The 24,302-nt window shown below is 69.0% G+C and carries 21 protein-coding genes; 14 read left to right on the top strand and 7 right to left on the bottom strand.

Annotated features, from left to right (window positions below):
* Nucleotides 1-57 precede the first annotated feature (57 nt).
* From ACF66B_RS19780 to ACF66B_RS19795, 4 genes are read left to right on the top strand one after another with little or no spacing between them, the layout of a single operon-like run.
* The gene (locus tag ACF66B_RS19780) at nucleotides 58-1,833 is read left to right on the top strand and encodes an L-lactate permease (RefSeq protein ID WP_111430603.1); all 1,776 of its coding nucleotides are present in this window, start codon (nucleotides 58-60) and stop codon (nucleotides 1,831-1,833) included.
* Nucleotides 1,834-1,840: 7 nt separating this feature from the next.
* Nucleotides 1,841-2,605: a (Fe-S)-binding protein gene (locus ACF66B_RS19785; protein ID WP_111430604.1), complete on the top strand. Its 765-nt coding sequence runs from the start codon at nucleotides 1,841-1,843 to the stop codon at nucleotides 2,603-2,605.
* Entirely contained in the window at nucleotides 2,602-4,029 is a 1,428-nt protein-coding gene (locus ACF66B_RS19790) for a lactate utilization protein B (RefSeq protein WP_111430605.1), read from the top strand. Before ACF66B_RS19785 ends, ACF66B_RS19790 begins: the two co-directional genes overlap by 4 nt.
* Nucleotides 4,026-4,676, top strand: a complete 651-nt coding sequence (locus ACF66B_RS19795; protein WP_111430606.1) for an LUD domain-containing protein — start codon at nucleotides 4,026-4,028, stop codon at nucleotides 4,674-4,676. Before ACF66B_RS19790 ends, ACF66B_RS19795 begins: the two co-directional genes overlap by 4 nt.
* A 15-nt stretch (nucleotides 4,677-4,691) precedes the next feature.
* On the opposite strand, the gene ACF66B_RS19800 is transcribed toward ACF66B_RS19795, so the two are convergent.
* The gene (locus ACF66B_RS19800; RefSeq protein ID WP_111430607.1) at nucleotides 4,692-5,321 is read right to left on the bottom strand and encodes a TetR/AcrR family transcriptional regulator; all 630 of its coding nucleotides are present in this window, start codon (nucleotides 5,319-5,321) and stop codon (nucleotides 4,692-4,694) included.
* A 126-nt stretch (nucleotides 5,322-5,447) separates the two neighbouring features.
* Between ACF66B_RS19800 and ACF66B_RS19805 the strand changes: the two genes are divergently transcribed.
* The 3 genes from ACF66B_RS19805 (at nucleotide 5,448) to ACF66B_RS19815 (ending at nucleotide 10,262) form a co-directional block, all read left to right on the top strand.
* Entirely contained in the window at nucleotides 5,448-7,484 is a 2,037-nt protein-coding gene (locus tag ACF66B_RS19805; RefSeq protein WP_111430608.1) for an NADH:flavin oxidoreductase, read from the top strand.
* Between the two features lie 385 nt (nucleotides 7,485-7,869).
* A complete protein-coding gene (locus tag ACF66B_RS19810) occupies nucleotides 7,870-9,264 on the top strand; it encodes a solute carrier family 23 protein (RefSeq protein ID WP_111430609.1) in 1,395 nt (464 codons plus the stop codon).
* Between the two features lie 155 nt (nucleotides 9,265-9,419).
* Nucleotides 9,420-10,262 carry a fumarylacetoacetate hydrolase family protein gene (locus ACF66B_RS19815; RefSeq protein WP_111430610.1) on the top strand — a complete coding sequence of 281 codons (843 nt, stop codon included), beginning with the start codon at nucleotides 9,420-9,422 and terminating at the stop codon, nucleotides 10,260-10,262.
* Nucleotides 10,263-10,278: 16 nt separating this feature from the next.
* Here ACF66B_RS19815 and ACF66B_RS19820 read toward each other — a convergent pair whose 3' ends face one another.
* Nucleotides 10,279-11,304 (bottom strand): AraC family transcriptional regulator, encoded by a 1,026-nt coding sequence (locus tag ACF66B_RS19820; protein WP_111430611.1) that lies wholly within the window; start codon nucleotides 11,302-11,304, stop codon nucleotides 10,279-10,281.
* A 146-nt stretch (nucleotides 11,305-11,450) separates the two neighbouring features.
* Here ACF66B_RS19820 and ACF66B_RS19825 point away from each other — a divergent pair, with 146 nt between their 5' ends.
* From ACF66B_RS19825 to ACF66B_RS19845, 5 genes are all read left to right on the top strand, one after another.
* Complete coding sequence (locus ACF66B_RS19825; RefSeq protein ID WP_111430612.1) at nucleotides 11,451-13,127, top strand: acyl-CoA synthetase; 1,677 nt, start codon at nucleotides 11,451-11,453, stop codon at nucleotides 13,125-13,127.
* Nucleotides 13,128-13,131: 4 nt separating this feature from the next.
* Complete coding sequence (locus tag ACF66B_RS19830) at nucleotides 13,132-13,899, top strand: 3-hydroxyacyl-CoA dehydrogenase (RefSeq protein WP_111430613.1); 768 nt, start codon at nucleotides 13,132-13,134, stop codon at nucleotides 13,897-13,899.
* A gap of 86 nt (nucleotides 13,900-13,985) precedes the next feature.
* The gene (locus tag ACF66B_RS19835; RefSeq protein ID WP_111430614.1) at nucleotides 13,986-15,176 is read left to right on the top strand and encodes an acetyl-CoA C-acyltransferase; all 1,191 of its coding nucleotides are present in this window, start codon (nucleotides 13,986-13,988) and stop codon (nucleotides 15,174-15,176) included.
* Nucleotides 15,176-16,303, top strand: coding sequence for an acyl-CoA dehydrogenase family protein (locus ACF66B_RS19840; protein ID WP_111430615.1), 1,128 nt, complete (start codon nucleotides 15,176-15,178; stop codon nucleotides 16,301-16,303). Before ACF66B_RS19835 ends, ACF66B_RS19840 begins: the two co-directional genes overlap by 1 nt.
* A 1-nt stretch (nucleotide 16,304) precedes the next feature.
* Nucleotides 16,305-17,459, top strand: a complete 1,155-nt coding sequence (locus ACF66B_RS19845; protein ID WP_111430616.1) for a CaiB/BaiF CoA-transferase family protein — start codon at nucleotides 16,305-16,307, stop codon at nucleotides 17,457-17,459.
* Between the two features lie 9 nt (nucleotides 17,460-17,468).
* Here ACF66B_RS19845 and ACF66B_RS19850 read toward each other — a convergent pair whose 3' ends face one another.
* Together ACF66B_RS19850 and ACF66B_RS19855 are read right to left on the bottom strand one after the other, a co-directional pair.
* On the bottom strand, nucleotides 17,469-18,632 hold the full coding sequence (locus tag ACF66B_RS19850) for an MFS transporter (RefSeq protein ID WP_392664989.1): 1,164 nt from the start codon (nucleotides 18,630-18,632) through the stop codon (nucleotides 17,469-17,471).
* Nucleotides 18,625-19,374, bottom strand: a complete 750-nt coding sequence (locus ACF66B_RS19855) for a DeoR/GlpR family DNA-binding transcription regulator (RefSeq protein WP_111430618.1) — start codon at nucleotides 19,372-19,374, stop codon at nucleotides 18,625-18,627. Before ACF66B_RS19855 ends, ACF66B_RS19850 begins: the two co-directional genes overlap by 8 nt.
* 168 nt (nucleotides 19,375-19,542) lie before the next feature.
* Between ACF66B_RS19855 and ACF66B_RS19860 the strand changes: the two genes are divergently transcribed.
* Together ACF66B_RS19860 and ACF66B_RS19865 are read left to right on the top strand one after the other, a co-directional pair.
* Nucleotides 19,543-20,469: an ABC transporter ATP-binding protein gene (locus ACF66B_RS19860; RefSeq protein WP_111430619.1), complete on the top strand. Its 927-nt coding sequence runs from the start codon at nucleotides 19,543-19,545 to the stop codon at nucleotides 20,467-20,469.
* A complete protein-coding gene (locus ACF66B_RS19865) occupies nucleotides 20,466-21,227 on the top strand; it encodes an ABC transporter permease (RefSeq protein WP_111430620.1) in 762 nt (253 codons plus the stop codon). Before ACF66B_RS19860 ends, ACF66B_RS19865 begins: the two co-directional genes overlap by 4 nt.
* A gap of 69 nt (nucleotides 21,228-21,296) precedes the next feature.
* Here the strand turns inward: ACF66B_RS19865 and ACF66B_RS19870 are convergent, their stop codons facing one another.
* The 3 genes from ACF66B_RS19870 to ACF66B_RS19880 form a co-directional block, all read right to left on the bottom strand.
* The gene (locus tag ACF66B_RS19870) at nucleotides 21,297-22,298 is read right to left on the bottom strand and encodes an ABC transporter ATP-binding protein (protein ID WP_111430621.1); all 1,002 of its coding nucleotides are present in this window, start codon (nucleotides 22,296-22,298) and stop codon (nucleotides 21,297-21,299) included.
* 13 nt (nucleotides 22,299-22,311) lie between these two features.
* The gene (locus ACF66B_RS19875) at nucleotides 22,312-23,340 is read right to left on the bottom strand and encodes a Gfo/Idh/MocA family protein (protein WP_392664994.1); all 1,029 of its coding nucleotides are present in this window, start codon (nucleotides 23,338-23,340) and stop codon (nucleotides 22,312-22,314) included.
* Between the two features lie 121 nt (nucleotides 23,341-23,461).
* On the bottom strand, nucleotides 23,462-24,301 hold the full coding sequence (locus ACF66B_RS19880) for a carbohydrate ABC transporter permease (protein ID WP_111430622.1): 840 nt from the start codon (nucleotides 24,299-24,301) through the stop codon (nucleotides 23,462-23,464).
* Nucleotide 24,302: the final 1 nt, after the last annotated feature.

Genomic DNA, 24,302 nt, shown 5'->3' on the forward strand with positions numbered 1-24,302 from the left:
CCTGATCCAACACCGAACCGGGCGGCGTGACAGCCGCCCAGCCCGAAGGGGGGACACATGCCTGCCGCAGTCAGTTTTCTTCTGGCGCTGTTGCCGATCGCAACAGTGTTCATATTGCTGGTCGTGCTCGCGCGATCGGCGAAATTCTCGATGATGGTCGCCTATGTGGTGACGGCGCTCACCGCGCTCGTGATCTGGGGCACCGCGCCCGAGAAGGTCATGGGCGCGACGGTCAACGGGCTCGTCTCCGCCGTCAGCCTGCTCTACATCGTCTTCGGCGCCATCCTGATGCTCTACACGCTCGAGGAAAGCGGCGGCATCCGGGCGATCCGCGGCGGCTTCACCCGCATCTCGCCCGACCGGCGGGTGCAGGCGATCATCATCGCCTGGCTGTTCGGCTCGCTCATCGAGGGCGCCTCGGGCTTCGGCACGCCGGCCGCCATCGGCGCGCCGCTGCTCGTTGCCATCGGCTTCCCGGCGATGGCCGCGGTCATGGTGACGCTCATCATCCAGAGCACGCCGGTTTCCTTCGGCGCGGTCGGCACGCCGATCCTCGTCGGGGTCAAGACCGGGCTCGCGGACCAGCCGCTCGTCGAGCAGACCATCGGGCAGGTGCCGTTCATGGATTACCTCATGGGCATCGCGACCCATGTGGCGATGATGCATGCGCTCATCGGCTTCCTCATCCCGATCATCATGGTCGGCATGCTCACCCGTTTCTTCGGGGCCAACCGCTCGTTCCGCGAAGGTCTCCGCATCTGGCGCTTCGCCCTGTTCGCAGGCATCGCCTTCACCGTGCCCTATTTCCTGATCGCCGCGATCCTCGGGCCGGAATTCCCCTCGCTGCTCGGCGGCCTCATCGGCCTGGCGATCGTCATTCCGGTGGCGCGGCGCGGCTGGCTGATCCCGACCGAGAGCTTCGATTTCCCGGCCCGCAATGCCTGGGATGAAAGCTGGACCGGCAAGCTCGACGACCTCGAGGATCATCGCGCCGGGCTGCCCGTCATGCCGCTGATGAAGGCATGGGCGCCCTATGTCATCGTGATCCTGCTGCTCGTGCTCACCCGCACCGTCGCGCCGGTGAAGGCGATGCTGACCGATCCCGGCGTCTCGATCGTCTTCGAGAACCTGTTCGGCTCGGGCATCAAGGCCAGCGTGCAGCCGCTCTACCTGCCCGGCACGGTGCTGATCGTCGCCTCGCTCGTCACCTTCTTCCTGCACCGGATGTCGGTCGGCGACTACACCAAGGCGCTCCGCTCCTCGGGCTCGACCATGCTCGCCGCGGCGCCGACGCTGATGCTGGCCGTGCCGATGGTGCAGGTCTTCCTCAACTCGGCCTCCGAAAGCTATTCGAGCATGCCGATCGTCCTGGCCGAAGGTGTCGCCTCGGTGACCGGGCAGGCCTGGCCGTTCTTCGCGCCGATGATCGGGGCCATGGGCGCCTTCGTCGCGGGCTCCAACACCATCAGCAACATGATGTTCTCGCTCTTCCAGTTCTCGGCGGCGGAGCAGATCGGGCTCGGCGCGGGCGGTGCGGCGCTGGTTGTCGCCCTTCAGGCGATCGGCGGGGCTGCGGGCAACATGATCTGCGTGCACAACGTCGTCGCGGCTTCGGCCACGGTGGGGCTGATCGGGCGCGAAGGCGCGATCATCCGCAAGACGCTGATCCCCATGGGCTACTATGTGGTGCAGGGCGGGCTGATCGGCACCGCGCTCATCGCCGGAGGCTTGAATGTCTGGTGGATTGCGGCAATCGTCTGGGCGGCGGGTGTGCTGACGGTCATGGCCATGAACCGGGGCCGACCGGCGCTCGCAGCAGCAAAGGCTCAGTGAGGCCGACATGACACCGACCGGACCGACCGTGGGGCTCTTCGTCACCTGCCTGGTGGATGCGATCCGCCCCCGCATCGGCTTCGCCACGCTCCGCCTCCTCGAGGAGGCGGGGTGCCGGGTGGAGGTGCCGCCGCAGCAGACATGCTGCGGCCAGCCCGCCTTCAACAGCGGCGACGATGCCGATACCGCCGCGCTCGCGCGGCAGGTCATCGCGGCTTTCGAGCCCTATGACTACGTGGTTCTGCCCTCCGGCTCCTGCGCCGGCACGATCCGCCACGGCTATCCCGAGCTTCTGGCGAACGATCCCGACTGGGGGCCGCGCGCCCGGGCGCTCTCGGCGAAGACCCACGAGATCCTGAGCTTTCTCGTCGACGTGCTCGGCCATGTGCCCCAGGGGCGCAGGCTCGAGGCGAGTGCGACCTATCACGACAGCTGCTCGGGGCTGCGCGAGCTCGGGATCTCGGCCCAGCCGCGGCGGCTCCTCGCGGATGTCGAGGGGCTCGAGATGCGCCCGCTCGAGGGCAACGACGTCTGCTGCGGCTTCGGCGGCACGTTCTGTGTCAAGTATTCCGACATTTCCGGCGCCATCGTCGACGAGAAGGCGGAGGCCATCGAACGGACCGGGGCAGACCTCCTGCTTGCGGGCGATCTCGGCTGCCTGATGAACATGGCGGGCAAACTCAAGCGGCGGGGCTCGAGCGTGCGCTGCTTCCACACGGTCGAGGTCGTGGCGGGCTGCGCCGACGGCCCGGCGATCGGAGAAGAGACATGAGCGCCCCCGCACCCCAGGCCGGCTTCAAGGCGCGCGCGGCGGCGGCGATCGCCGACCCGACACTCAAGATCGCGATCGACCGCACCACCGGCACGGCGGAGCGCAAGCGCGCCGCCGCCGTCGCGGCCTTCTCCGAATTCGAAGCGGCCCGGGCCCGCGGCAAGGCGATCAAGGATCACGTGATCGCCCATCTCGACCACTATCTCGAGACCTTCGAGCGCAACGCCACCGCCGCCGGGGCAAAGGTCCACTGGGCCGCGAGCGATGCGGAGGCCTGCGCCATCGTCGTACGGATCTGCCGCGAGGCGGATGCCAAGCTCGTCACCCGCTCGAAATCCATGCTCGGCGAGGAGATCGGCCTGCCGCACGCGCTGGCCGATGCCGGGATCGAGCGGGCCGAGACCGATCTTGCCGAGCACATCATCCAGCTTGCGGGCGAGCGGCCCTCGCATATCGTCTGGCCCGCGATGCACCGCACGCGGGAGCAGGTGGCGGAGCTCTTCGCCGAGGGCCACCACCCGCCGCCCACGGCCTTCGATCCGGCCACCATGGTGCAGAGCGCGCGGCACGAGCTGCGCACGAAATTCCTCAGCGCGGATGTCGGGATCTCGGGGGCGAACTTTCTCGTGGCCGACACCGGGGCGACCTGCACCGTCACCAACGAGGGCAATGCCGAGCTCACCACCACGCCGCCGCGGGTGCATATCGTGACCGCCGGGATCGAGAAGCTGGTGCCGAGCACGGCGCATGCCTTCGCGCTTCTGCGGCTGCTCGTGCGCTCGGCGACGGGGGGCGAGCTCACGCAATACACCACCTTCCATTGCGGGCCGAAGCGGCCGGGCGATGCCGACGGGCCGGAGGAGATGCATATCGTTCTGGTCGACAACGGCCGGTCGCGGATGCTGAAGGACGAGTTCCGCGAGATGCTGCGCTGCATCCGCTGCGGGGCCTGCATGAACCATTGCGTGGTCTACCGCCAGATCGGCGGACATGCCTATGGCGGGGTCTATCCCGGCCCGATGGGCGCTGTGCTGACGCCGGTGCTGGCGGGGCTCGAGCGCTCGCGCGATCTGCCCTCGGCCTGCACGATGAACGGCCGCTGCGCCGAGGTCTGCCCGGTGCAGATCCCGCTGCCGACACTGCTCCGGGCCTGGCGCGGGCGGAGCTGGCGCGAGCGGCTGGAGCCCAGCGGCCTGCGCTACGGCATCGGGCTCTGGGCGGCGGTGGCGCGGCGGCCGCGGCTCTACCGGTTTGCGAGCGGCGCCGGGGTGCGGCTGCTGCGTCGGCTCGGGAAGGGCGGATGGATCAGCCGGTTGCCGCTTGCCGGCGGCTGGACCGGCAGCCGCGATTTCCCGAAGCCCGCGGGCCGGACCTTCATGGAGCTCTATCGCGCCGAGCAATCGGGCAAGGGAGGACCGTCATGAGCGCACGCGACCGCATCCTTGGCGCCATTCGCGAGAGCCTCGGGTCAACGCCGCGGGACACCGCGGCCATCGCGGCGGAGGCGGCGGCGCTGCTGGCCGATCCGGACGCCATCCGGCCCGAGCTTGCCGGCCCGAGCCTGACGGAGAGCTTCGCGGCGAAGGCCTGGGGCCTCGGCACCACGCTCGACACCGTGGCCGACATGGCGGAGGTTCCGGCGGCCGTGTCGCGCTATCTCGCGCAGTACGGGCTCGGACCGGGACTCGCCATGCAACAGGCGCCCGAGCTGACCGGCCTCGACTGGAGCGCTCTCGCCCCGCACGACACGGTTGCGCCCGACGAGCCGGTGGCCCTTGGCCTCGCGCGGCACGGCATTGCGGAAAGCGGTTCGCTGGTGATCCATTCGGCGCCCGACAATCCGATCCTGCTGGGCTTCCTGCCGCTCCATCACATCCTGGTGCTGGAGCGGCGGCGGATGCTGCCGCATCTCGAGGATTACGCAGCCCTGCTTGGCCGCGAGGACGGCATTCCGCGGAATGCGATCCTCATCACCGGGCCGAGCGGGACGACGGATATCGAGGGGAGCTACGTGCGCGGCGCCCACGGGCCGGGCTTCCTGCATGTGATCCTCGTCGGGGACGAGGAATGAGGCGCGCCGCGGGGCTCAGGGCTCCGCGGCGACGCGGGCGCGGAAGCGGGCGAGCTCGCGCTCTTCCGGGCAGCGGCCGGTGAAGATCTCGACATAGGCCGGGACGCGCGCGATCCGCGTGGCGAGGCTCTCCTCGGTCTGCATCGAGATATAGCCGATCTGGGTGAGGTAGATCGTCCGGGCCCGCACATCGGCGTCCTCGGGGGCGTGGCCCCAGCTCTCGAGCATGGCCGAGAGCGCCGCCAGACGTTGCGTGTCCGCCGCGCGGAGCCGCGCCATCACCGCCGGATCGCCGAGCGCCCAGCTGCGCACGGCGAACTCGAGCCGGACATCGAAGGCGCCGGGCTGCAGGAAGCAGGCGATGACATTCAGCATCGCCTCGGTTTCCGTCTCGGCGTAGCTCGCCGCCGCGGCGACGAGCGGGGCGGTGGTCCGCTCCTCCCAGCGCTCGGCCAGCGCCTCGAGCAGTGCGCCGCGATTGGCAAAGAACCAGTAGAAGCTCGTGCGCGAGAGCTGGAGCCGCGCCGCGAGCGGCAGGATCTTCACCGCATCGATCCCCTCGCGCACCAGCGCGTCATAGGCGGCCTCGAGCCAGCCTTCGCGCGAGCCGCGCCATCCTGTCGCCATGTCTGCCGTTTGCGTCATGCCCGGAGCCTAGCCGCAACGCGGACCGGCGGCAATCGGAATGGTCATCCTTGAACTGAAACTTGACACAAGTGCACATTCATGGCTCGATCCGGGGATCCGCCGCCCCGTTCCGGAGACCGCCCGATGTCCAGCGATCCGCTGCTCCAGCCCTACCGCCTCAAGCATCTCACCCTGCGCAACCGCTTCATGATCACGAGCCACGAACCGGCCTATGCCGAGGACGGGATGCCGAAGGAGCGCTATCGCGCCTATCACGTGGAGCGCGCCCGCGCGGGCGTTGCGCTGACGATGACGGCGGGCTCGGCCTCGGTGGCGCGCGACAGCCCGCCGGCCTTCAACAACATTCTCGCCTGGAAGGACGAGGTGGTGGGCTGGATGAAGCGGCTGGCGGATGCCTGCCATGACGAGGGCTGCGCGGTGATGATCCAGCTCACCCATCTCGGCCGACGCACGCGCTGGGATACCGGCGACTGGCTGCCCTCGATCGCGCCGGGGCCCGCGCGCGAGACGGCGCACCGGGCGTTTCCCAAGGTGGCCGAGGACTGGGACATCGCGCGGATCATCGAGGATTACGCCGATGCCGCGGAGCGGATGCAGGCGGCGGGGCTCGACGGGATCGAGCTCGAGGCCTACGGCCATCTGATGGACCAGTTCTGGTCGCCGCTCACCAATACGCTCGGGGCGCCCTGGGGCGGCACACTGGACAACCGGCTGCGCTTTGCCTTCGAGGTGCTCCGCGCGATCCGCGCCCGCGTCGGCGCCGACTTCATCGTCGGCATCCGCTATTCGGGCGACGAATGCCTGCCGGGCGGCATCGCGCGGGAGGAGGGGCTCGAGATCTCGCGGCGGCTCCGCGACAGCGGCCTCGTCGATTTCCTCAATGTCATCCGGGGCCATATCGACACGGATCCGGGGCTTACCGAGGTGATCCCGATCCAGGGGATGCGCAGCGCGCCGCATCTCGATTTCGCGGGCGAGATCCGTGCGGCGACGGGGTTTCCCACCTTTCACGCCGCGCGCATTCCCGATGTGGCCACCGCACGGCACGCGATCGCGGCGGGCAAGCTCGACATGGTCGGCATGACGCGGGCGCACATGGCCGACCCGCATCTGGTGCGCAAGGTGATCGAGGGCCGGGAGGACGACATCCGGCCCTGCGTCGGCGCGAACTATTGCCTCGACCGGATCTATCAGGGCGGCGCGGCCTTCTGCATCCACAATCCGGCGACCGGCCGCGAGCTGTCGGAGCCGCAGGAGATCGCGCGCGCCGCGGCGCCGCGCCGGGTTGCGATCGTCGGGGCAGGGCCCGCGGGGCTCGAGGCCGCACGGGTCGCGGCGCTGCGCGGGCATGACGTCACCGTCTTCGAGGCGGCCGGCCAGCCGGGCGGCCAGGTGCGCCTCACGGCGCTCCAGAGCCGCCGGCGCGAGATGATCTCGATCATCGACTGGCGCATGGCCCAGTGCGAGAAACATGGCGTCCGGTTCCACTTCAACACCTTCGCCGATGCCGAGACCGTGCTGGCCGAACGCCCCGAGGTGGTGATCGTCGCGACCGGGGGCCTGCCCGCGGTGGAGGGGCTCGAGGCGGGCGAGAATCTGGTCTGCACCGCCTGGGACATTCTCTCCGGCGACGTGAAGCCCGGCCGCGACGTGCTGATCCATGACGACGCGGGCGATCACGCAGGGCTGCAGGCCGCCGATCTGATCGCGGCGACGGGGGCGCGCGTCGAGATCGTCACGCCGGAGCGCAGCCTTGCGCCGGAGGTGATGGCGATGAACCTCGTGCCCTATGTCCGCGCGCTCCAGCAGCGGGAGGTGACGCTCACGCCGACCTGGCGGCTCCGTGCCGTCAACCGCGAGGGCAACCGGCTGCGCGCGGAGCTCGGCAGCGACTACGGCGATGCGACCCGCGCGCGGAGCGTCGATCAGGTGGTGGTGAACTGTGGCACCCGCCCGCTCGACGAGCTCTATTTCGAGCTGAAGCCGCTCTCCTCCAATCTCGGCGCGGTCGATCACGAGGCGCTCGTCGCGGGCGAGCGGCAGACCCTTTCGGGCAATCCGGCCGGAGGGTTCGCGCTCTTCCGCATCGGCGATGCCGTCGCGGCGCGCAACACGCACGCGGCGATCTACGACGCGCTGCGGCTCGTCAAGGCGCTCTGACCCCGGTCCGGGCGGGGCAACACCCGCCCCCCGGAGCCGAAATGTATCGCCTGACACAATTCCGTACAATTTCCTCAAACTAGGGCAACATCTCTGGGTTTGAGTGGGCTCCGCCGGCGGAGACCTCGAAGACATCACCGGCACGACGAAACGGAAGAGACGCGAGACCGGGCCCGCCCGGCCCGTCTCGTGCTGGTCATGCTCTGCCGGGCGAGGCGTCTCCCCCGGCCAGCCAGACAGCGTCCATCGAATACCGCACCTGCCCGCTCCCGCGGGACGGGCCAGGAGAGCCGTGCGCCGGCGGGGACGGCGCGCGCCTGCGGATCAGGCAACCCTGCCGTCGCCGGACGGCGGACAGAGACAAGAAGATTGGAGGACACGCCTAATGCAGATCTATCACCGCAGGGATGGGGAGGAGCAGCCGTTCTGGCCCGTCGGGCCGTTCCATGTGCGCCTGCCCCTCGTCCATTACCGGCTCGAGCTCGCGGAGACGGTGCAGGGGCTCATCATGTTCGTCGTGTCGCTCGCGATGATCCCGCTGCTGGAAAAATATCTCGGCATGCCCTACGAGGCCGCGCTCGCGGGCTGCGTGATCGCGGGCATCGGCTACATGCTGCCCGCGCTGCTCGGCGTGCCGCTGGTGCCGGGCTGGATCACCCCGGCGATTCCGGTCGTGCTGCTCTTCCTCGGCGGCTTCGAGCCCGGACCGGAGGCGGTTCAGGCGATGATCGCGCTGCAGATCCTCGTCTTCGTGATCTTCGTGATCCTCGGCGTGACGCGGCTCGGCACCAAGCTCGTGGACATCATTCCCAACTCGCTCAAGTCAGGCATCATCATCGGCGCGGGCATCGCGGCGCTGATGGGCGAGCTCAAGGAAGGCGGCCGGATCGAGGCGACGCCGATCTCGCTCATCGCGGGCTCGCTGCTCGCGGCGTATCTGATGTTCTCCCTCTCCTTCAAGGCGCAATGCGCCCGCCATCCGATCGCGAAGAAGATCGCCGATTTCGGCATGGTTCCGGCCATGGTCGCGGCGATGATCATCGGCGTCATCGTCGGTGAATACCAGGTTCCGGCGGTCGAATGGGGCATCACGCGGCCCGATTTCGGGCTCCTGCTCGAGTATTCGCCGCTCGGTGTCGGCCTGCCGGGCTACGAGGTGTTCCTGCTCGCGATCCCCACCGCGATCATCGCCTATGTGATCGCCTTCGGCGACATCATCGTCGGCTTCTCGCTGATCGAGCGTGTGGACCATATCCGCACCGACGAGGCGATCAACGACGACGTGGACCGCATCCATCTCGTCACCGCGATCCGCAACGGCCTGCACGCGCTCTTCGCGCCCTGGCCGGGGCTCGCCGGGCCGCTCTGGACCGCAGCGCATGCCACCGTCGCCGAGCGCTACGGCATGAACCGCAAGGCGATGCAGTCGATCTACTCGGGCGGCGGCACGTTCTGGATCGCGGGCTTCATCGCGCTCTTCATCCTGCCGCTCGTCACGCTCTTCAAGCCGGTGCTGCCGATCGCGCTGTCGCTGACGCTCGTCATCACCGGCTACATCTGCATCATGGTCGGGATCGAGCAGCTCCGGAACTCGACGGAGCGCGGGGTCGCGGGGATCGTCGCGGTGGTGCTCGCGATGCCCGATCCGAAGTCGACGGTCTACGCTGTGGTGATCGGCATCGTGCTCTACCTGCTGGTCGAACGCCGCGGCAAGACCAAGGCTTCCGAAGCGGAAGCCGCCGGCGCTGAGCCGCCATTGCGGGCGCAACCGGAGACATGACGACCGGCCGGTCCGCCGCTCCTGCGCGGACCGGCCTCCGGAGCGATGGGGCGGCGGGGCATTGCGGTGCCCCGCCGCCCGCCTTACCGATGGGCCAGACACTTCAGCCGGCCGGGTCAGGCGCCCGGCCCGCACCTTACGGAAGGATCCGTCCCATGCGCCTTGCCTCCTTTTTCGCCGATGATGGCCCCAGCTATGGCATCGTGGAGGAGGGCGGCCTGCGCCCCGCCTCGCCCGATCTGCGCGCGCGCCACCCGGATCTCCGCGCGCTGCTCGCCGCCGACGCGACCGGGATGCTGGCAGCGGAGGCCGGGGAGGCCGTGCCGCTCGACGGCCTGTCTCTGCTGCCCCCGGTGCCGAACCCGGACAAGATCATCTGCATCGGGCTCAACTATGCCGCCCATATCCGGGAAATGGGGCGCAAGGCTGCGGATTACCCGTCGATCTTCACGCGCTATCCGAGCTCGATGCGAGGGTCCGGCGCGGTGCTGGTCCGGCCGCGGGCCTCCGCCGAGTATGATTTCGAGGGCGAGCTCGCGGTGGTGATCGGCCGGGGCGGGCGCACCATCCCGGAGGCGCAGGCGCTCGATCATGTCGCGGGCTATACCTGCTTCATGGATGGCTCGATCCGCGACTTCCAGCGCCACACGACGCAGTTCTGGCCCGGCAAGAACTTTGTCGCCACGGGCGCTATGGGGCCCTGGATCGTGACGGCGGACGAGATCGCCGATCCCGCGGCGCTGAAGCTCGCGACCCGGCTCAACGGAGACGAGGTGCAGGCAAGCCCGGTGAGCGACCTGGCCTTTTCGGTGCCGCAGATCATCGCCTATCTCTCGACGGTGACCGAACTCCTGCCGGGCGATGTGATCGCGACCGGCACGCCCGCGGGCGTGGGCGCCGGGCGCACGCCGCCGCTCTTTCTCAAGGCAGGCGACCGGATCGAGGTCGAGATCACCGGCATCGGCACGCTCTCGAACCCGGTCGCCGACGAGGCCTAGGCGCGGAGAGGCCGCCTCAGTCCGGCGGCTCCTCGCTCCATGGGGCGGTGTCCGCCGGCGGCACCGCGCGGCGGAAGGCGGCGGGGCTCTCGCCGGTCCATTTGCGGAAGGCGCGATGGAAGGCGCTCGGCTCGGTGAAGCCGACATCGGCCGCGATGGCGGCCACGCTGCGCGGGCTGTCGCGCAGCAGGCGCACCGCGGTGGCGCGGCGGATCTCGTCCTTGAGCGAGCGGAAGCTCTGACCCTCGGCCCGGAGCCTGCGGCGGAGCGTTGCGGGCGGCATCCGCATGCCACGGGCGAGCGTCTCGAAATCCGGCCAGTCGGCGGGGTCGGTGCGGCGCAGCTCGGCCCGGATCCCCGAGACGAGCCCGGCCTCGTGGCGGTAGTGGACGAGGATATTGGCCGGCGCCCCGCGCAGGAACACCCGCAGCGCGCGTTCGGAGCGGATCGTCGGCAGCGCGAGATGGGCCGCATCGAAGGAGAGGCGGCTCACCGGCTGGTGGAAATGCACCGGCGCACCGAAGAAGGAGCCGTAATCGGCCCGGTGCTCGGGCGGCGCACAGGCGAGATCGACCCGGTGCAGTGGAATGCGGCGCCCGACGAGCCAGCAGGCGATGCCGTGCAGGATCAGCCAGAAGGTGCGGTAGGCGAAGGCCGTGCGCGGCGGCCCGTCGTTGACGAGCTCGATCACCGCCTCGCGCTCCTGCACGAGGAGCACGCCATGCGGATCGTCGAGCACCACGCGCAGGAAGCGGAGCGCGCGGCGGAGCGCGCGTTCGAGCGTGCCGGCATGCAGCACGCAATGCCCGAGCAGGGTGAAGCTGCCCGGCCGCATCGGCCGCGCGCCCAGGCCGAAGAACTCGTCATCGGCGGCGACCGCCATCGCAAGCCAGAGCGTGCCGTACTGTTCGGCCGACACGGGCTCGGTGACCGTTTCGGGCAGACCCGCCTCGCGCAGAAGCGGCTTTACCGCGATTCCCTGCCGCCGGAGGCAATCCAGCGCATCCTCCACGAAGCCCGGAGAGATCATTCGCCGCTCCATCGGCGCGGGCCTCCTCGAAACATGGCAAAACCGATCAAAAAATTAGATTGATCCCGTCCTCGTCTGCAACAGCGGAAAGGACTACATCTGTGGGCAATGAGCCCTCACCCGGAGCGGCAAGGGGGCCCTGTTCAGGGAGGAAATCGATGACGGACACCCTTACGGTCGACCGGACCGAGACCTATGCGGCCGCCGTGGCGGCCTTCCGGCGCGAAGCGGTCGAGGCTCTGCTCGCGGGCAATCTGGAAACCGGCGTGAATGCCTGCGTCGAATGCTGCGACCGCCACGTGGCGGCGGGCGGCACCGCGCTCGACTGGATCGGCAGCGACGGCCGGCAGGAAAGCTACAGCTTTGCGCAGATGCAGGCGCTTTCGGCGCAGGTCGCGAACCTGCTGGCGGACCAGGGCGTCGGGCCCGGCGATGTGGTGGCCGGGATGCTCCCGCGCCGGCCGGAGCTGCTGGCGCTCATCCTCGGGACCTGGCGGGCCGGGGCGGTCTACCAGCCGCTCTTCACCGCCTTCGGGCCGAAGGCGATCGAGCACCGGCTCGCGACCAGCGGCGCGAAGCTCCTGGTGACCGACACCGCCAACCGCGACAAGCTCGACGAGATCCCCGCGCGGCCGAAGACCGCAGTGGTGCGCGCCGCCTATGATGCGCCGCTGACACCCGGCGATCTCGATTTCGCCTCCGAGCTGGCCAGCCAGCCGGACACCTTCGAGCCGGTGATGCGCAAGGGCAGCGATCTCTTCCTGATGATGTCGACCTCGGGCACGACGGGGCTTCCGAAGGGGGTGCCGGTGCCGCTCAACGCGCTGCTTTCCTTCGGCGTCTACATGCGCGATGCGATCGACCTGCGCCCCGGCGACCGGTTCTGGAACATCGCGGACCCGGGCTGGGCCTATGGGCTCTATTACGCGGTGACCGGGCCGCTCATGCTCGGCCATGCCACGACCTTCCATGACGGGCCGTTCACGGTCGAAAGCACCTACGACATCATCGAGAAGCTCGGGATCTCCAATCTGGCCGGGGCACCGACGGCGTTCCGCCTGCTGATTGCGGCGGGACCGGAGGCGGCGGAGCGGGTGAAGGGGCGGCTGCGCGTGGTCAGCAGCGCGGGCGAGCCGCTCAATCCGGAAGTGATCCGCTGGTTTGCCGAGCATCTCGGCGCGCCGATCCATGACCATTACGGCCAGACGGAACTCGGAATGGTGGTGAACAACCATCACCGTCTCACCCATGCCGTCCATCCCGGCTCGGCGGGCTTCGCCATGCCCGGCTACCGCGTCGCGGTGCTCGATGACGAGGGCCACGAGCTCGGGCCGAACGAGCCCGGCGTGCTCGCCATCGATCTCGCCCGGTCGCCGCTCCTCTGGTTTACCGGCTACTGGCAGAAGGACACGCCGGCGCTTGCGGGCGGCTACTACCGCACCGGCGACACCGTGGAGCTCGAGGAAGACGGCAGCGTGAGCTTCGTCGGGCGCAGCGATGATGTCATCACTTCCTCGGGCTACCGCATCGGGCCGTTCGATGTCGAAAGCGCGCTGATCGAGCATCCCGCGGTGATGGAGACGGCCGTGATCGGCGTGCCCGATCCCGAGCGCACCGAAATCGTGAAGGCCTATGTCGTGCTCTCGAAGGGGTATGAGCCTTCCGACGAACTGGAGGAGGAGCTGAAGCTCCATGTCCGCCACCGGCTCTCGGCGCATGCCTATCCGCGCGCGATAGAGTTCATGGACGAGCTGCCGAAGACGCCGAGCGGCAAGCTGCAGCGCTTCATGCTCCGGCGGATGGAAGCGGCGCGGGCCGACGGCGCGGAGGACTGAGGCCATGCAGATCAGCGACAGGGTGTTTCTCGTCACCGGCGCCGGATCGGGGTTGGGGGCGGCGGTGGCGCGCATGCTGGCGGCCAACGGCGGCCGGGTGGCGCTACTCGACGTGAACCGCGCGGCGGGCGACGCGATGGCCGAAGAGCTCGGTGCGGCCGCGCTCTTCTGCCCAACGGATGTCACCAGCGCCGCGGATGGCGAGGCGGCGGTTGCGGCGGCGCGCGCGGCCTTCGGGCGGGTCGATGGCCTCGTGAACTGTGCGGGCATCGCGCCGGGCGAGAAGATCGTCGGGCGCGAGGGGCCGCACAAGCTCGAGAGCTTTGCCCGCGCGGTCTCGATCAACCTCATCGGCACCTTCAACATGCTGCGCCTCGCGGCGGACGCCATTGCCAAGCAGGCGCCAGACGAGAGCGGCGAGCGGGGCGTGATCGTCAACACCGCCTCGATCGCGGCCTTCGACGGGCAGATCGGCCAGGCGGCCTATGCGGCCTCGAAGGGCGGCGTTGCCGCGCTCACCCTGCCTGCGGCACGCGAGCTTGCCCGCCTCGGCATCCGGGTCGTCACCATCGCGCCCGGGATCTTCGGCACACCGATGATGTCGGGCCTGCCGCAGGAGGTGCAGGATTCGCTCGGGGCGAGTGTGCCCTTCCCGCCGCGGCTCGGCCGGCCGGAGGAATATGCCGGGCTCGTGCAGCACATTCTCGGCAACCAGATGCTGAACGGCGAGGTCATCCGCATCGACGGCGCGCTCAGGATGGCGCCGAAATAGCGCTTGTGGCCCGCCCAGATGCGAAGCCGGGTGGCGGCGCCTCGGACGTGTGCCCGCCGGCTCCTTGAAATTCAGGAGGAAGAACCATGACAGCAGAAGATCCCGTCGTCATCGTCGGGGCTGCACGCACGCCCATGGGCGGCTTTCAGGGCGATCTGGCCGGGGCCCGCGCGAGCGAGCTTGGCGCCGCCGCGATCGGCGCGGCGCTGGAGCGCGCGGGCGTTGCGGCCGAGACCGTCGAGGAGATCGTCTTCGGCTGCGTCCTGCCCGCGGGCCAGGGCCAGGCGCCCGCCCGGCAGGCAGCGCTCAAGGCGGGGCTCCCCCTTGGCGCCGGGGCCACGACCGTCAACAAGATGTGCGGCTCGGGCATGAAGGCCGCGATGCTCGCCCACGACATGATCCGCGCGGGCTCGGGGGACGTGATGGTCGCCGGCGGCATGGAGAGCATGACCAACGCGCCCTATCTCCTTGAAAAGGCGCGTGGCGGCTACCGGATGGGGCATGGGCAGATCCTCGATCACATGTTCCTCGACGGGCTGGAGGACGCCTATGACAAGGGCCGCCTGATGGGGACTTTCGCCGAGGATTGCGCCGAGGCCTACCAGTTCACCCGCGAGGCGCAGGACGCCTATGCGATCACCTCGCTCCGGCGCGCCCAGAAGGCGATCGAGGACGGGAGCTTCGCGGCCGAGGTCGCGCCCGTCACCGTGCGCGCCCGCCGCGCCGAGACCGTGGTCTCGATCGACGAGCAGCCGGGCAAGGCGCGGATCGACAAGATCCCGAGCCTGAAACCCGCCTTCCGCGAGGGCGGCACGGTGACGGCGGCCAATTCGAGCTCGATCTCGGACGGGGCGGCGGCCATGGTGCTGATGCGCCGCTCGGAGGCCGAGAAGCGCGGGCTCACGCCCAGGGCGGTGATCGTCGGCCACGCGACCCATGCCGACAAGCCGAACCTCTTCCCGACCGCTCCGATCGGCTCGGTGCGCAAGCTCGCGGCGAAGACCGGATGGAATCTCGCCGATGTCGATCTCTTCGAGGTGAACGAGGCCTTCGCGGTGGTCGCCATGGCGGCGATGCGCGATCTCGACCTGCCGCACGACAAGGTGAACGTCCACGGCGGCGCCTGTGCTCTCGGCCATCCGATCGGCGCCTCGGGCGCGCGGGTGATGGTGACGCTGCTTGCCGCGCTGGAGAAATACGATCTCAGGCGCGGGATCGCCTCGCTCTGCATCGGCGGCGGCGAAGCGACCGCCGTTGCGCTCGAACGGGTGTCGTGATGCTGCTCACGGAGACCCAGACCCAGATCCGCGATGCGGCGCGCGATTTCGCACAGGAGCGCCTTGCGCCGGGGGCGGCGGCGCGCGACGCACAGCACGCCTTCCCGCGCGAGGAGTTGCGCGAGATGGGGGCCCTCGGCTTTCTCGGCATGCTCGTGCCGGAGGAGCACGGCGGCTCGGAGACCGGCATGATCGCTTATGCGCTGGCGCTCGAGGAGATCGCCGCCGGCGATGGCGCCTGCTCGACCATCGTCTCGGTCCACAGCTCGGTCGGCTGCGTGCCGATCCTGCGCTTCGGCACCGAGGATCAGAAGGCACGCTTCCTGCCGAAGATGGCCGCGGGCGAATGGATCGGGGGGTTTGCCCTCACCGAGCCGCAGGCAGGCTCGGACGCCTCGGCGCTGAAGACCCGCGCCCGGCGCGATGGCGATGCCTATGTGATCGACGGCGCCAAGCAGTTCATCACCTCGGGTCAGAACGGCAAGGTGATCATCGTCTTCGCGGCAACCGATCCGGCGGCGGGCAAGAAGGGCATCTCGGCCTTCATCGTGCCGACGGACACGCCCGGCTACGAGGTGGTGCGCGTCGAGGACAAGCTCGGCCAGCATTCCTCCGACACCTGCGCGCTCGCCTTCACGGACATGCGCGTGCCGGTCGAGAACCGGCTCGGGGCGGAGGGCGAGGGCTACCGGATCGCGCTCGCCAATCTCGAGGGCGGCCGGATCGGCATCGCGGCCCAGTCGGTCGGCATGGCACGGGCGGCCTTCGAGGCGGCGCGGGACTATGCCCGCGAGCGGGTGACTTTCGGGCGGCCGATCATCGAGCATCAGGCCATTGCCTTCCGGCTTGCCGACATGGCGACGCGGATCGAGGCGGCGCGCCAGATGGTGCTCCATGCCGCGGCGCTGCGCGAGGCGGGCCAGCCCTGTCTGCAGGAGGCTTCGATGGCCAAGCTCTTCGCGTCGGAAACCGCCGAGGCCGTCTGTTCGGCGGCGATCCAGATCCACGGCGGCTACGGCTATCTCGCCGACTATCCGGTCGAGCGGATCTACCGCGACGTGCGGGTCTGCCAGATCTACGAGGGCACGAGCGACGTCCAGAGGATCGTCATCGCGCGGGGGCTCTGAGATGGGCCGGGCCGGACCGCTCGCCGGGGTGCGGGTGATCGATCTCTCGCGCCTCGCGCCGGGGCCCTACTGCACCATGCTGCTGGCCGACATGGGCGCGGAGGTGATCGCGGTCGGCGGCGGGCGCACCGGGGTTGCCATTCCGGAGTTCGGCCGCGGCAAGCGGCAGATCCGCCTCGATCTCAAGAGCGCGGCGGGCCGCGAGGCGCTGCACCGGCTGGTCGAAGGCGCCGATGTGGTGGTCGAGGGCTTCCGGCCCGGCGCCGCGGCGCGGATCGGCGCCGACCGGGAGACGCTCGCCGCGCTCAATCCGCGCCTCGTCTACTGCTCGCTGACCGGCTATGGCCAGACCGGGCCACGGGCCCAGGAGGCGGGGCATGACATCAACTACCTCGCGCTTTCGGGTGTGCTCGGAGCGATGGGGCCGAGCGGGGAGCCGCCGATACCGCCGCTCAACCTCGTGGCGGATTTCGCGGGCGGCAGCCTGATGGCCGCCCTCGGCATTCTCGCCGCCCTGCTGGAGGCACGCGCGACGGGCCGGGGCCGGCATGTGGATGCGGCAATGATCGACGGATCGCTCTCGCTCATGGCGATGCATCTGCCGCTCTGGCACAGCCCCTGGTGGCCGGAGCGAGGCGAGGGCCTGCTTGGCGGCGGCGCGCCCTTCTACCGCAGCTATGCCTGTGCGGACGGGAAGTTCGTGGCGGTCGGCGCCATCGAGCCGCCGTTCTTCGCGGCGCTCTGGGGCGGGCTCGGCCTGGGAACGGCGCCCGATCACATGGACAAGGACGCCTGGCCCGCGATCGAGGCGGCGCTTGCCGAGGCCTTCGCGCAGCGCCCGCGCGACGACTGGACAGAGGTCTTTGCCGGGACCGACGCCTGTGTCACGCCGGTACTCGCCCCCGACGAGGTCTGGCGCGAGCCGCATTTCGCCGCGCGCCATCCGGGCTGGCCGGCGGGGACCGTGCCGCCGGCGCCACGCTTCGGCACGGCTCCGCCCGAGCCGCCCGAAGCCCTGGCGGCTGATTGCACCGAGGCGGTGCTGGCCGGGCTCGGCCTCGACCCCGACGAGATCCGGGCGGCGATCGGCGCAACGGCCGGGGTCCGCCCGGGGCTCGACTGGCCGCCCGCGTTCAGCGGGGGCGGGGCAGACTGACCGCCGCGCTCAGGGCTCCTGACGCGCGCGGCGGGGTGCGGGCCGGAGGCTCGTGGCCAGCGGCACGATCGCGAGCGCGAGCACGGCGATCAACCCGAAGGCATGGGTGAGCGAGGTCATCGCCGCAATGAAGCCGATGGCGGGCGGACCCACCAGCATGCCACCATAGGCCAGTGTCGCGACACTTGCGATAGCGCTGCCCGGCGGGATCTCGCCATCATTGGCCGCGCGCGAGAAGGCGAGCGGGAAGACGATGGCATAGCCCACCCCCATGAGCCCGAAGCCTGCGAGAGCGACGCCGAAGCTTCCGCCCAGCAGCGCCGTCAGCGCGCCGCCCGCGGCGAGCAGGCCGCTGATCCGCGCGCTCGTCACCGGGCCGAGACGGCGCACGACCTGATCCCCGGCGAGACGGGCCAGCACCATCGCCGCGGAAAAGACGGCATAGCCAAGCGCCGCCTGTGCCTCGCTCGCGCCGACCACGGTGGCGAGGAAGACCGCGCTCCAGTCGGCCATCGCCCCTTCGCCGAGCGCGGAGGCCAGTGCGATCAGGCCGACGAGGGCGAGCGCGCCGCGGGGAAGCGCGAAGACGCTGCCGCCCTCGACCCGCGCGGACGCCCAGGAGATCGTGGCAAACGCCAGCACCAGGCCGCTGAGCACGAGGCTCACCAGCGGGAAATGCAGCGCAGGCGACAGGCCCGCACTGGCCGCGAGCGCGCCCGAGCCCGCGCCGATCCCGGCGCCGAGACTGAATACGGCATGGAAGGAGGACATGACCGGCCGGCCCATGTGGCGCTCGACCTCCGCCGCCCAAGCGTTCATCGCGACGTCCATGCCACCCTGCGCTGCCCCGAAGAAGACCATGCCGACGGCGAGCAGCGGCACGGCGGGAGCAAACGGCAGGAGCGCGACCACGACGGCCGAGAAGAGCGCGAGGCGCAGGCTGAGCGGCGCAGCACCCCGCCGGTCGGCCATGCGGCCGGCGAGCGGGAAGCAGAGGATCGAGCCGAAGGCCATGCAGAGGAGCAGGAGGCCGAGGCGATCCGCCGTGAGGTCGAAGCGCTCCACGAAGACCGGAATGCGCGAGGCCCAGGCGCCGAAAAGGCCGCCGTTGAGGAAGAAGACGGCGGCGACGGCAAGCCATGGCGTGCGCCGCGCGCGGAGGATGTCAGGCAAGGGAAATCTCCAGTCCCTGCGCCGCGAAGGGCGCGGTGGTTTCGGGGGATGCATCGGTGACGAGCACGTCAAGCTCGGATGGCGCAAGGGTGCGGTGGCGGGCCCGGCGGCCGAGCTTCTCGCCGCCCGTCAGCACCAGCGCGAGGCGGGCGGCGCGCGCCATGGCGCGCTTGGCGACGCTCTCCTCGAGATCGTCGGAGGAAAGGCCGAAGGCCGCATCGAGCCCGCAGGCGCCAAGCACCGCGACATCCGCTGCGACCTCGGCGAGCATCGCCTCGCAGGGCGCGCCGACCGCGATGCCGCCGGGGGCGCTGATCCGGCCGGGCAGGGTGATGGTCTCGATGCCGGACTGATGCGTTGCCGCGGCGACGAAGGGCGAGGGGGTCACGACGACGAGCCCCGGCGCCGGCCGGAGCGCACGGGCGAGCGCCAGAACGGTGGTGCCCCCGTCGAGGAGGAGCGTTGCCGCCCCCTCGAGCCGGGCCAGCGCACAGGCCACGAGCGCGGACGGCACCGGCGCCTCGAGCCTCTCGCGAAGCGCCACGGCCGGCGCGCCCATCGGCACCGCGCCCCCGCGCACCCGCTGCGCCGCGCCAAGGCGCTCGAGCGCAATCAGGTCGCGCCGGACGGTATCGACCGAGATGGCGAACTCGTCGGCGAGCGCGCTCGCCACCAGCGGCGCGCCGTCGGCAAGGCGCCGGCGGAGGATGGAGAGCCGGATTTCGGGGTTGTTGAGATCCATCTTGTCTTCCGCAGAATCATGCACAAACCTGCAATATCCTGCATATTCCCTCGGGTCAATGCACGCTCCGCCCGCCGAGCCGGGTTGAAATCCCCCGCCGGTCAGGACAGATGTGCGGTGACAGCGTGCGGGCGGGACCCGGCGCAGAAACACAAGACGGGGGAGGCGATGGCTTCGATCGTATCGGCCAGAGGCGTCCGCAAGACCTACGGCTCGGGATTCGAGGCGCTGAAAGGCGTCGATCTCGAGATCGAGCAGGGCGAAATCCTTGCCCTGCTCGGACCGAACGGCGCGGGCAAGACCACGCTCATCTCGATGATCTGTGGCATCACGGAAATCAGCGCGGGCAACATCTCCGTGGGCGGGCATGACGTGGTGCGGGACTTCCGCGCCGCCCGCTCCCTCATCGGCCTCGTGCCGCAGGAGGTGAGCATCGAGCCGTTCGAGAAGGTGATGAACACCGTGCGCTTCTCGCGCGGGCTGTTCGGCAAGCGCCGGGACGATGCCTTCCTCGAGCGGATCCTGCGCGACCTCAGCCTGTGGGACAAGCGCGACACACCGACGCGCGAGCTCTCGGGCGGCATGAAACGCCGCGTTCTGATCGCCAAGGCGCTGTCGCACGAGCCGAGCGTTCTGTTTCTCGACGAGCCGACGGCGGGCGTCGATGTGGAGCTCCGCACCGGCATGTGGGAAACGGTCGACCGGCTGCGCGCAGCGGGAACGACCATCATCCTCACGACGCATTACATCGAGGAGGCCGAGGCGATCGCCGACCGGGTGGCGGTGATCAACCAGGGCCGCATCCTGCTCGTCGAGGAAAAGGAACGCCTGCTCCACCGCATGGGCCGAAAGCAGCTCACCATCGAATTGCAGGAGCCGGTCGCCGAGATCCCGCCCGCGCTTGCCGCCTATGGGCTCGAGCGCGCGGAGGACGGCAACGCGCTGGTCTATACCTACGATCGCGCGGCCGAGCGCACGGGGATCACCTCGCTCCTCGGCGATCTGGCGGAGGCGGGGTTCACGCTGCGGGATCTTCATACGCGGCAAAGCTCGCTCGAGGATATCTTCGTCGATCTGGTGAGGGAACGGTCATGAACGTCGAGGCAATCCGGTCGATCTACCGCTACGAGATGGCGCGCACCTTCCGCACGCTGTTCCAGAGCGTCGTGTCGCCGGTCATCTCCACCTCGCTCTATTTCGTCGTCTTCGGCACGGCGATCGGATCGCGCATCGATCAGGTCGAAGGCGTGGACTACGGCGCCTTCATCGTGCCGGGGCTCATCATGCTCACAGTGCTGATGCAGTCGATCTCCAACGCCTCCTTCGGGATCTACATGCCGCGCTTCATCGGCACGATCTACGAGCAGCTCTCGGCGCCGATCTCCTTCATCGAGATCCTCATCGGCTATGTGGGTGCGGCGGCGACCAAGTCCTTCGCCATCGGGCTCATCATCTATGTGACCGCGAATTTCTTCGTGAGCCTGCCTGTGGCACACCCGATCTGGATGCTGACCTTCCTCGCGCTCACCTGCATCACCTTCAGCCTCTTCGGTTTCATCATCGGGATCTGGGCGAAGAACTTCGAACAGCTCCAGCTCGTGCCGCTGCTCGTGATCTCGCCGCTCGCTTTCCTCGGCGGCACATTCTATTCGATCACCATGCTGCCGCCGCTCTGGCAGACGATCACCCTCTTCAACCCGGTGGTCTATCTGGTGTCCGGATTCCGCTGGGCCTTCTTCGGACTGGCCGATGTGCCGGTCGGTCTCAGCATCGCCGCAATCGCCGCGTTTTCAGCGCTTTGCCTCGGAATCGTGTGGTGGATCTTCAAGACCGGATACCGCATCCGAAGCTGAGACGAGAAGATTGTGAAGCCAGATCAGGGACTTGGCTTCACGTGAAACATTTACCTTTCATTTACCGCCTCAGGCCCGGATCCGCAGACCCGCCGCATCGAAGAAGAAGCGGCGGGTGGGGTCGGGCGTGAGGAAGACCGCCTCGTCCACCCCGTATGCGGCGCTGCCGAACCGGCGGACCGTCAGGAGGCCGTGCGGCTCGGTGCGGACGTAGATGTTGGTCTCGCCGCCGAGATGCTCGACATGGCTGACCGTGCCCGCGATCTCGCCCGCCTCGCGCGAGATCTCCAGATGCTCGGGGCGCACGCCCACGGTTTCGCCCTGGAGCCCGAGCGGCGCGGCCTTGAGGAAGTTCATCTGCGGCGAGCCGATGAAGCCCGCGACAAAGACGTTGGCCGGGTTGTCATAGAGCTCCATCGGCGCGCCCACCTGCTCGACGCGGCCGCCGTTCAGGACGACGATGCGATCGGCGAGCGTCATGGCCTCGACCTGGTCATGGGTGACATAGATCATCGTCGCCTTCAGTTCGCGGTGGAGGCGGGCGATCTCGATGCGGGTGGCGACACGGAGAGCGGCATCGAGGTTCGAGAGCGGCTCGTCGAAGAGGAAGAGCTTCGGCGTACGGACGATGGCGCGGCCGATGGCGACGCGCTGGCGCTGGCCACCGGAGAGCTCGGCCGGACGGCGCTCGAGAAGCGCATCGAGCGAGAGCATGCGCGAGGCTTCGGTGACGCGGGCGGAGATCGCCTCCTTCGCCTCGCCCGCCTGCTTGAGGCCGAGGCCCATGTTGTCGCGCACCGTCAGGTGAGGATAGAGCGCATAACTCTGGAAAACCATTGCGATTTCCCGCTTCGATGGCGGTGTGTCATTGACGCGCGCCTCGTCGATCAGGATGTCGCCCGAGGTGGCATCCTCGAGGCCCGCGATGATCCGCAGCAGGGTGGACTTGCCGCAGCCCGAGGGGCCGACAAAAACGCAGAACTCCCCATCGCGCACCTCGAGATCGACGCCCTTGATGACATCGGTGGCGCCGAAGGATTTCGTGATCCTGGAAAGCCTCAGAGAACCCATTTCATGTTTTCCTTCAGATTTTTACGGGGCGTCCTGAACGCACGCTCTCATCTGCGGCAAGGCAGACCCGGAGCGAGGCGACGGCGTCCTCCATGTGGCGGGAAAGGTCGATATCTTCGGTGATCGCGCGGGCGACGAAGGCGGCTTCGCGGTCGCAGAGCTCCTGGTGGCCGGGCTCGCCTTGCATGCTGACATCCTGATCCGGTTCACCTATCCGGTGGATGCGGAGCGCGGAGGTTTTGGTGTGGGTGTCGATGTCGTCGGACCGGGCGGTCTCGGGCATGCGGATCGAGACGGCGCCCCTGGGCGAGACCACATCCTTCACGAAAAAGGCGGTGTCGGACATCATCGGACCCCAGCCCGCTTCGTACCAGCCCAGCGAACCGTCGGCGAAGAGGACCTGGAAGTGCCCGTAGTTGTACATGTTTTCGGAGATTTCCTCCGAAAGGCGCAACCCCATGCCACGGACCTCGACCGGTTTCGCATCGGTGATCTGGCACATGACATCCACGTAGTGAACACCGCAATCGACGATCGGGGGGGTGGTCTGCATCAGGGCCTTGTGGACCTCCCAGGTGGGGCCGGAGCTTTGCTGATTCAGGTTGAGCCTGAAGACGTAAGGCCCTCCCAAGGCGCGACTTTCCTCGACCAGCCTTTGCCAGGACGGATGGTGGCGGAGGATGTAGCCGACGACGAGCTTGCGGCTGGTTTCCCGCGCCTTGGCCACGACGCGCGCGGCATCTGTGGCGGTGGTTGCGAGCGGCTTCTCGACGAAGACATGGGCACCGGCCTCCATCGCGGCACAGGCATAGTCCGCGTGGCTGTCGGAATAGGTGGCCACACAGACAAGATCCGGGGCAAGCCTTTGCAGTGCATCGGAAAAATCCGAAGTGATCGGGTAGCCTGCAAGCGCCTCCGGGAGCTCGGGGGTCGAGCGGTTGACGAGACCCACGATCTCGAACTCCGGGTTGGCGTGGTAGGCGAGCGCGTGGCTCCGGCCCATGTTGCCGAGGCCGACGACGAGGGTGCGGATCGGGGTCATGGACGGGCTCCTGCGGGGTGTCCGGCGCATCTGGACTCCGTATGGAACCCATATGGCATTCGTATGGCTGGACTCTCTGATTTCGTCAGGGGTTCGGGGGCGGGCCGGGGGGAAGCGGCGATCATTTCACCGCTCCCGAGGTGATGCCGCGGATGAGCTGGCGGGAGAAGAGAAGGTAGAGCACGAGCACCGGCAGGATCGCGAGCGAGAGGGCGGCGAGCACGGCGTTCCAGTTGGTCACGAACTGGCCGATGAAGACCTGGGCACCGAGGGTGACGGTCTTGGTCTCCTCGGCAGGCGCGAGGATGAGCGGAAACCAGAGGTCGTTCCAGATCGGGATCATCGAGAAGACCGCAACGGTGGCCATGGCGGGCCGCACCAGCGGCAGGACCAGGGTGAAGAAGATCCGGTATTCCGAGAGCCCGTCGATCCGGCCGGCGTTCTTCAGATCGTCGGAGATCCCGCGCATGAACTCCGAGAGGATGAAAACCGCAAGCGGGAGGCCCTGCGCCGTGTAGACGAGGATGAGGGCGGTGAGCGTGTTCACGAGGCCCGAGGCCACCATCATCTGCAGGATCGCGACGGTGCCGAGGCGGATCGGGATCATGATCCCGAGCGCGAGGTAGAGCCCCATCATCATGTTGCCGCGGAAGCGGTATTCGGAGAGGGCGAAGGCCGCCATCGCGCCGAAGAGCAGCACGCAGAAGAGCGAGACCACGGTCACGACGAGGCTGTTCTGGAAGTAGAGCAGGAAGTCGCCCTGCTTCAGCACGGTCTGGAAGCCGACCAGGTCGAAGCTTTCGGCATCGGGGAGCGCGAGCGGCTCGGTGAAGATGGCGCGGCGCGACTTGAAGGCGTTGATGACGATCACGAAGACCGGAAAGAGCGCGATCGCGGTGTAGGTGAGGAGGGCCGCGTGGGCGGCAATCGTGCGGGGCAGCGAGCTGCGGGCCTGGGACATG

The organism is Amaricoccus sp. B4, from assembly GCF_043226085.1.
GTDB lineage: Bacteria > Pseudomonadota > Alphaproteobacteria > Rhodobacterales > Rhodobacteraceae > Amaricoccus.